This is a genomic window from Aquibium carbonis, from assembly GCF_003970795.1.
GTDB lineage: Bacteria > Pseudomonadota > Alphaproteobacteria > Rhizobiales > Rhizobiaceae > Aquibium > Aquibium carbonis.
Map to the genome: position 1 here is coordinate 1 of NZ_RWKW01000095.1, position 6,043 is coordinate 6,043.

At 69.0% G+C, this 6,043-nt stretch carries 1 protein-coding gene; it reads left to right on the top strand.

Annotated elements, in window-relative coordinates; genetic code table 11:
* Positions 1-6,043 (top strand): apolipoprotein A-IV repeat region-like domain-containing protein (locus EJC49_RS21260; RefSeq protein WP_126701941.1); only part of this gene is annotated, 6,043 nt, incomplete at both ends.

Here is a 6,043-nt window from a genome sequence, read left to right on the forward strand (position 1 = left end):
CGCGCCCTGCGGCCGCCCGGCCCGCGAAGCCCGCGCCGGAGCGCAAGTCCGATTTCCGCTCGGCGTCGAACGAGCCCGCCCCGCGCAGCACGGCGCCGGCCTTCGCCCCCGCCAACGACGACCGCCAGAAGGATTTCGGCGCCCTGCTCGCGGCGCTGAACCGCGGCGGCACCAGCTCCATCTACTGGGTCGTCGCCGTGATCTCCGTCGTCTGGATCGTCGGCGGCCTCGTCCTCACCAACGGCCTGTACGGTCCCGCGATCGCGCGCGCCGTGTCGTTCGCCGATCTCCTGGCGACCCCGGGCATCCTCGGCCTCGCCGCCGGGGTGTTCGTGCCGGTCATCCTGTTCTGGGCCTTCGCCCTGATGATTCGCCGCGCACAGGAGATGCGCCTGGCCGCCCAGTCGATGACCGCCCTCGCCTATCACCTGAGCGAACCGGAAGTGATCGCGCAGGACCGCGTCATGTCCATCGGCCAGGCCGTCCGCCGCGAGGTCAACGCCATGGGCGAAGGCATCGAGCGCACGCTCGCCCGCGCCGTGGAACTCGAGACGCTGGTCCATTCCGAGGTCAACGAGCTCGAGCGCGCCTACACCGAGAACGAGCGCCGCATCCGCACGCTCGTCGACGGCCTGGGCAGCGAGCGCGAAGCCGTCGTCAGCCACGCCGAGCGCGTCCGCGCCTCCATCGCCGGCGCCCACGAGCTGATCCGCGACGAGTTGAACTCGGCGACCGGCGTCATCCAGGAAATGGTGACGGGCGCCTCCGGCCACCTGACCTACACGATCACCAATGCCGGCGAATCGCTGATCGAGCGCTTCAACGAGAGCGGCAGCGCCATCTATGGCGCCATCGACGAGCGCGTCGAGAGCATCACGGGCCGGCTGTCCACCTCCGGAGAGGCCTTCGCCAGCCTGCTCGACACCCGCATCGCCAAGCTCGTGGAAAGCACCGATTCGGCCACCGGCACCCTCTCCCAGCTACTCGACCAGCGCACGCGGGGCATGGTGTCGCTGCTCGGCGGCGCCACCGAGACCTTCACCCGCGCCTTCGACGTGCGCATCGACGCCATCGAGCGCACGCTGGCCGAGCGCGGCCAGTCGCTGATCAGCGAGTTCGAGACCCGCGCCGAAGCGCTCGACACCGGCACCGAGAAGCTCAACGCCGCGCTCGAGGCGCGTTCACGCCAGATCAACGAGGCGCTGGCCGAACGCACCCGCGAGATCGCCGACGTGTTCCGCTCCGGCGTGAGCGAGATCTCCACCGCCGCCGACGACAGCCGCGCCAAGATCGAGGCGCAGATGAGCGATCTCGTGACGTCCACCTCCACCATCCTGGAGGCGCGCGCCAACGAGTTCGGCGATCGTCTGGAAGAAGGCCGCAGCCGGATCACCGAGCAGCTCGACGTCGATCTGCGCCATCTCCACGATGCGCGCGGCGAACTCACGCGGACGCTGGAAGGCGACATCAACGCGCTCGACAGCGCGCTCACCACGCAGGTCGACAAGCTCTCCGTCAGCCGCGAGGCGTTCTCGCGCGCACTGGAGCGCGAACTCTCCGGCATCGACACGCTCGTCGCCGGCAGCCTGGACCGGCTGTCGCAGGGTCGTGGAAACGTCGTCAAGGCGATGCAGGGCGAAATCGCCAATGTCGAGCAGGCCTTCTCCCTCAGCCTCGACAAGCTCGTCGAGGGCCGCAGCGCCCTCACCGCCGCGCTCAACGACGACCTGCAGAACCTCCAGGCCGCGCGCGCCGGCATCGACGATTCGGTCGTCGGCCACATCGGCAAGCTCGCCGAAGGGCGCAAGCTCTTCCGCAAGGCGCTGGAGGAAGACCTCAGCCATCTCGCGGCGACGCGCACGGAAATCGACGAAGTCGTCGCCAACCATGTCGGCAAGCTGGCGGACGGCCGGGCCACGCTGACCACGGCACTGGAGAACGACCTGACGACGGTCGGTGACTTCGTTGCCAGCCAGATCGCCAAGCTCGACGAGGGCCGCATCACGCTGAACGCCGCCTACCAGGAGGACCTCCGCCGTCTGGGCGAGGCCCGGGCCGAGATCGACTCCGCCGCAATGGCGCATCTCGAGCGCGTGGCCGCGAGCCGCGGTTCGCTCACCCAGTCGCTGAAGGACGAGCTGGCGGAAGTCGCCCAGTCGGTCGCCGACCATCTCGACCGCATGGCGGATGGCCGCACCAGCCTCTCGGCCTCGGTCAAGGAAGACATCGCCACCATCGAGGAGATCGTGGCGCTCCAGATCGAAAAGGTGTCGGAAGGCCGCATCTCGCTCGCAGACGCCTTGCAGAGCGACCTGTCGCACGTCGCCGGCGCAATCGCGCAGCATCTCGACCGGATGGCGGATGCCCGCACCACGCTCAACGAATCCGTCACCGGCAGCATCGCCGAGATCGAGGGCTCCATCGGGCGCCAGATCGGCAGGCTTTCGGAGAACCGCAGCCTGTTGACGCAGGCGCTCGAAGGCGACCTGTCCAGCATCTCCGAGGCGCTGTCGCAGCACGTCGAGAAGATCGCCGAAGGCCGCGGCACGCTGACCGGCGCCCTGCGCGAGGACATGGAGCGCCTCGATCAGGCCCGCTCCGAGCTCGACGGCCTCGTCATCGGCCATATCGGGAAGCTCGCGGAAGGCCGCAAGCTGTTCAAGAAGGCGCTGGACGAGGATCTCGGGCGCCTGTCCGGGGCGCGGGCCGAGATCGACGAAGTCGTCATCGGTCATGTCGCGAAGCTCGCAGAAGGTCGGTCGACCCTGTCGGAAGCCCTCGACACCGATCTGCGGCAGATCCGGGATGCCCGTCTCGGCATCGAGGACATCGTCTCCGACCAACTGGCGCGGATCTCGCAGGGTCGCGACGAACTCACCCGGTCGATGGAGGCGGACCTCGATCGTCTCGCCCAGACGCGCGATCTGCTGGATCGCGCCGTCGCCGAGCAGGTCGGCCGCCTGGCCGACAGCCGCAGCATTCTCACCGGCGCGCTCGACGAGGATCTCTCCAAGCTCGCCGACACCCGCGCCATGATCGACCAGGTCGTGCGCGAGCACATGGAGACCTTCGCCAACCGCCGGCAGGAGCTCACCGCCGCGCTCAGCGCCGACCTGGCGCAGATCACCGGTGCCAGCGAGGCCATCGACGGTTCGGTTTCCGCGCAGGTCAGCAAGCTCGCAGAAGGCCGCAACATCATGACGCGCGCGCTCGAGCAGGACATGCTCAAGCTCGCCGAGACGCGATCGGCGATCGATGCCGCGCTCCAGGCGCATCTAGGCCTGCTGGCCTCCAGCCGCGGCGAGATCACCCAGGCGCTGGCCAGCGACGTCGAGCGCATCGAGGACGCCTTCCGTCGCCAGACCGGTGTCATCGAGGAACGCACCGAAACCATGCAGCGGGCGCTCAACGCCGGCATCGAGAACGTGCGCGGCGCGATCGAGAACAGCGCCATCGTCGTGGCCGGGTCGCTGCGCGACAAGGTGATCGAGGTCACCTCGAAGCTGACCGACGAAGCCGGCCGCCTCTTCACCGATGCCGATCAGCAGTTCGCCAGCCGGATCGACCTCACCTCCAGCGTGCTGGCCGAGCGGGCCGGCGACTTCGCCTCGACGTTCGACGACGCCGAGCGCCGCCTAAGCGAGCGGGTCAACCTGACCGGCGAGCACCTGGCCAAGCGCGCGGCCGAACTGTCGCAGGTGTTCGACGAGACAGACCGCAAGCTGGCGGACCGTGCCGGCGAGACCGCCAGCGTCCTGACCTCGCGCGCCGAGGAAATCGCCCGCAGCTTCGAGGATGCCGACCATCGGCTGCTCGCCCGCGCCGACAGCACCGCCCGCACCCTCGAGGAACGCTCGCAGGGCATCGCGCAGGCCTTCGACGAGGCCGAGCGGCGCATCTATGCCCGGGCGGAGGAGACGACCCAGTCCCTCCTCGAACATTCGAAGGGCATCGCCGGCGCCTATGAGCAGGCCGAGAAGCGCATGATCGAGCGCGCCGAAGCCAGCGCGGGAACGATCGCCGCCCGCTCCAGGGACATCGTCGGGGTCTTCGACGAGGCCGAGGACCGCATCATGGCGCGCGTCGGCGAGACCGCGACCACGCTGGTCGAGAAGGCAAACGCCGTCGCCGCCACCTTCTCGGAAGCCGAGGACAGCCTGATCAAGCGCGCCGACCGGACGACCGGAACCCTGATCGATCGTTCGAAGGAGATCATCGAGGCATACGCACAGGCCGAGGAAGGCCTGGCCGCCCGGGCCGAGCAGACCGCCGCTTCGCTGATCGACCGGACCAAGGACGTCACCAGCATCTTCGACGAGACCAGCCGCGTCCTGTTCCAGCGGGCGGAGACGACCGCCGAATCGCTGACCGAGCGCGCCAGTGCGCTCGCCGGCATCTTCGACGAGTCGAGCCGCGTCGTGGTGCAGCGCGCCGAGACGACGGCCGAGGCGCTCGCCGAGCGGGCGACTGCGCTCGCCGGCATCTTCGACGAATCGAGCCGTGTCGTGGTGCAGCGCGCGGAAACGACCGCCGATGCGCTCGTCGAGCGGGCAAACGCCCTCGCCGGCATCTTCGACGAATCGAGCCGTGTCGTCGTGCAGCGCGCCGAGAACACCGTCGAATCGCTCGCCGAGCGGGCCAACGCGGTTGCCGACGTCTTCGCGGAAGCCGATCGCCGGGTTGCCGCCCGCACCCAGCTCAGCGCCGAGGAACTCCGGGAGCGCGCCGCCCAGATCGAAGCGTCGATGGCCAATGTCGAGGCACGCCTCGGCGCCAGCGCCGACGTGGTCGCCGAGCGTTTCAACGAGCAGATCGCCAATGTCGAGGATCTCCTCGCGGCGAGCTCGGAGCGCATGGGCCAGAAGCTCGTGGAACAGGTCGCAAGGACCGAAACGCAGCTCGTCTCGCGCGCCAACGTCATCGCCGAGACCTTCTCTGCGGTGAACCAGCACATCGAACAGAGCACGTCCGACGCGGCTTCGACGATCGACAGCCGCACGCGCGAGCTCAACGACATGCTGACCAATCGCGCGTCGGAAATCGGCCGCGTGATCGACGAGAAGGGACGGCCGCTGATCGAGCGCTTCGTCGAAAGCGGCGGCGAGTTGCAGAAGGGCCTGGAGGCGGCCACGCAGAAGGCCACCGACAAGCTGCGGGCCGAAAACGCCGCCCTCGTCAACGCGCTCGCGTCGCGCACGGCCGAAACCCTGGCGGCCATGGAAGGCGCGCGGGTTTCGCTGTCGGGCAACGTCAATGAACTGCTCGACCGGCTGACCCGCTCGAACGCCCAGCTCGGCGAACTCGTCGGCCTCGCGGAGAAGAATCTCGGCGCGATCGACAGCCGCCTGGGTGACACGACGCGCAACTTCAACGCCTCGGCCGAAAAGGCGTCGGAGACGTTCAGCAGCTCCGCGCGCATGATCGACACCAATGCGAGCCGCCTGTCGGAGATTTCGACGCAGACGCTGCGCGAGGTGGCGGCGATCGCCAACCGCTTCGACGAGCATGGTCGCCTGCTTGCCCAGGCGCGCGACATGCTCGGCTCGGCTCAGTCCAGCCTGTCCACCACGATGGAGGAACGGCAGGCCGCGCTCGAGGAACTGTCGGTCGGCCTGGTCAAGAAGTCCGAGGACATCGAGCGCATGATGCGGTCCTTCGAGGGGATCGTCGGCAAGGCCATGGAAAAGGTCGAGGGCCGGACCATCGCCTCCACCCAGCAGATTCGCGATGCGATCACCGAAGTGATCGAATCGGCGACGGAGCGGTTTGCCGGCGCGACGGAAGAGATCCGCCGCACCGCCGGCACGATCCGGTCCGAACTCGAGGACACGCGCTCGGAGCTGAAGCGTGGCGTGCTGCAGCTGCCCGAAGAGGCACGCGAATCGACCGGCGCCATCCGGCGGGCCGTGGGCGAGCAGATCGCCGCGCTGAAGGAGCTTGCCGACATCGTCGCCAAGTCCGGCCGCATGTACGACGTGACGCCCGGGCGCGGCGGCGAACCGGCCGCGGCAGCCCCGCAGCCGGTGCGTGCGGCGCCCCCGCA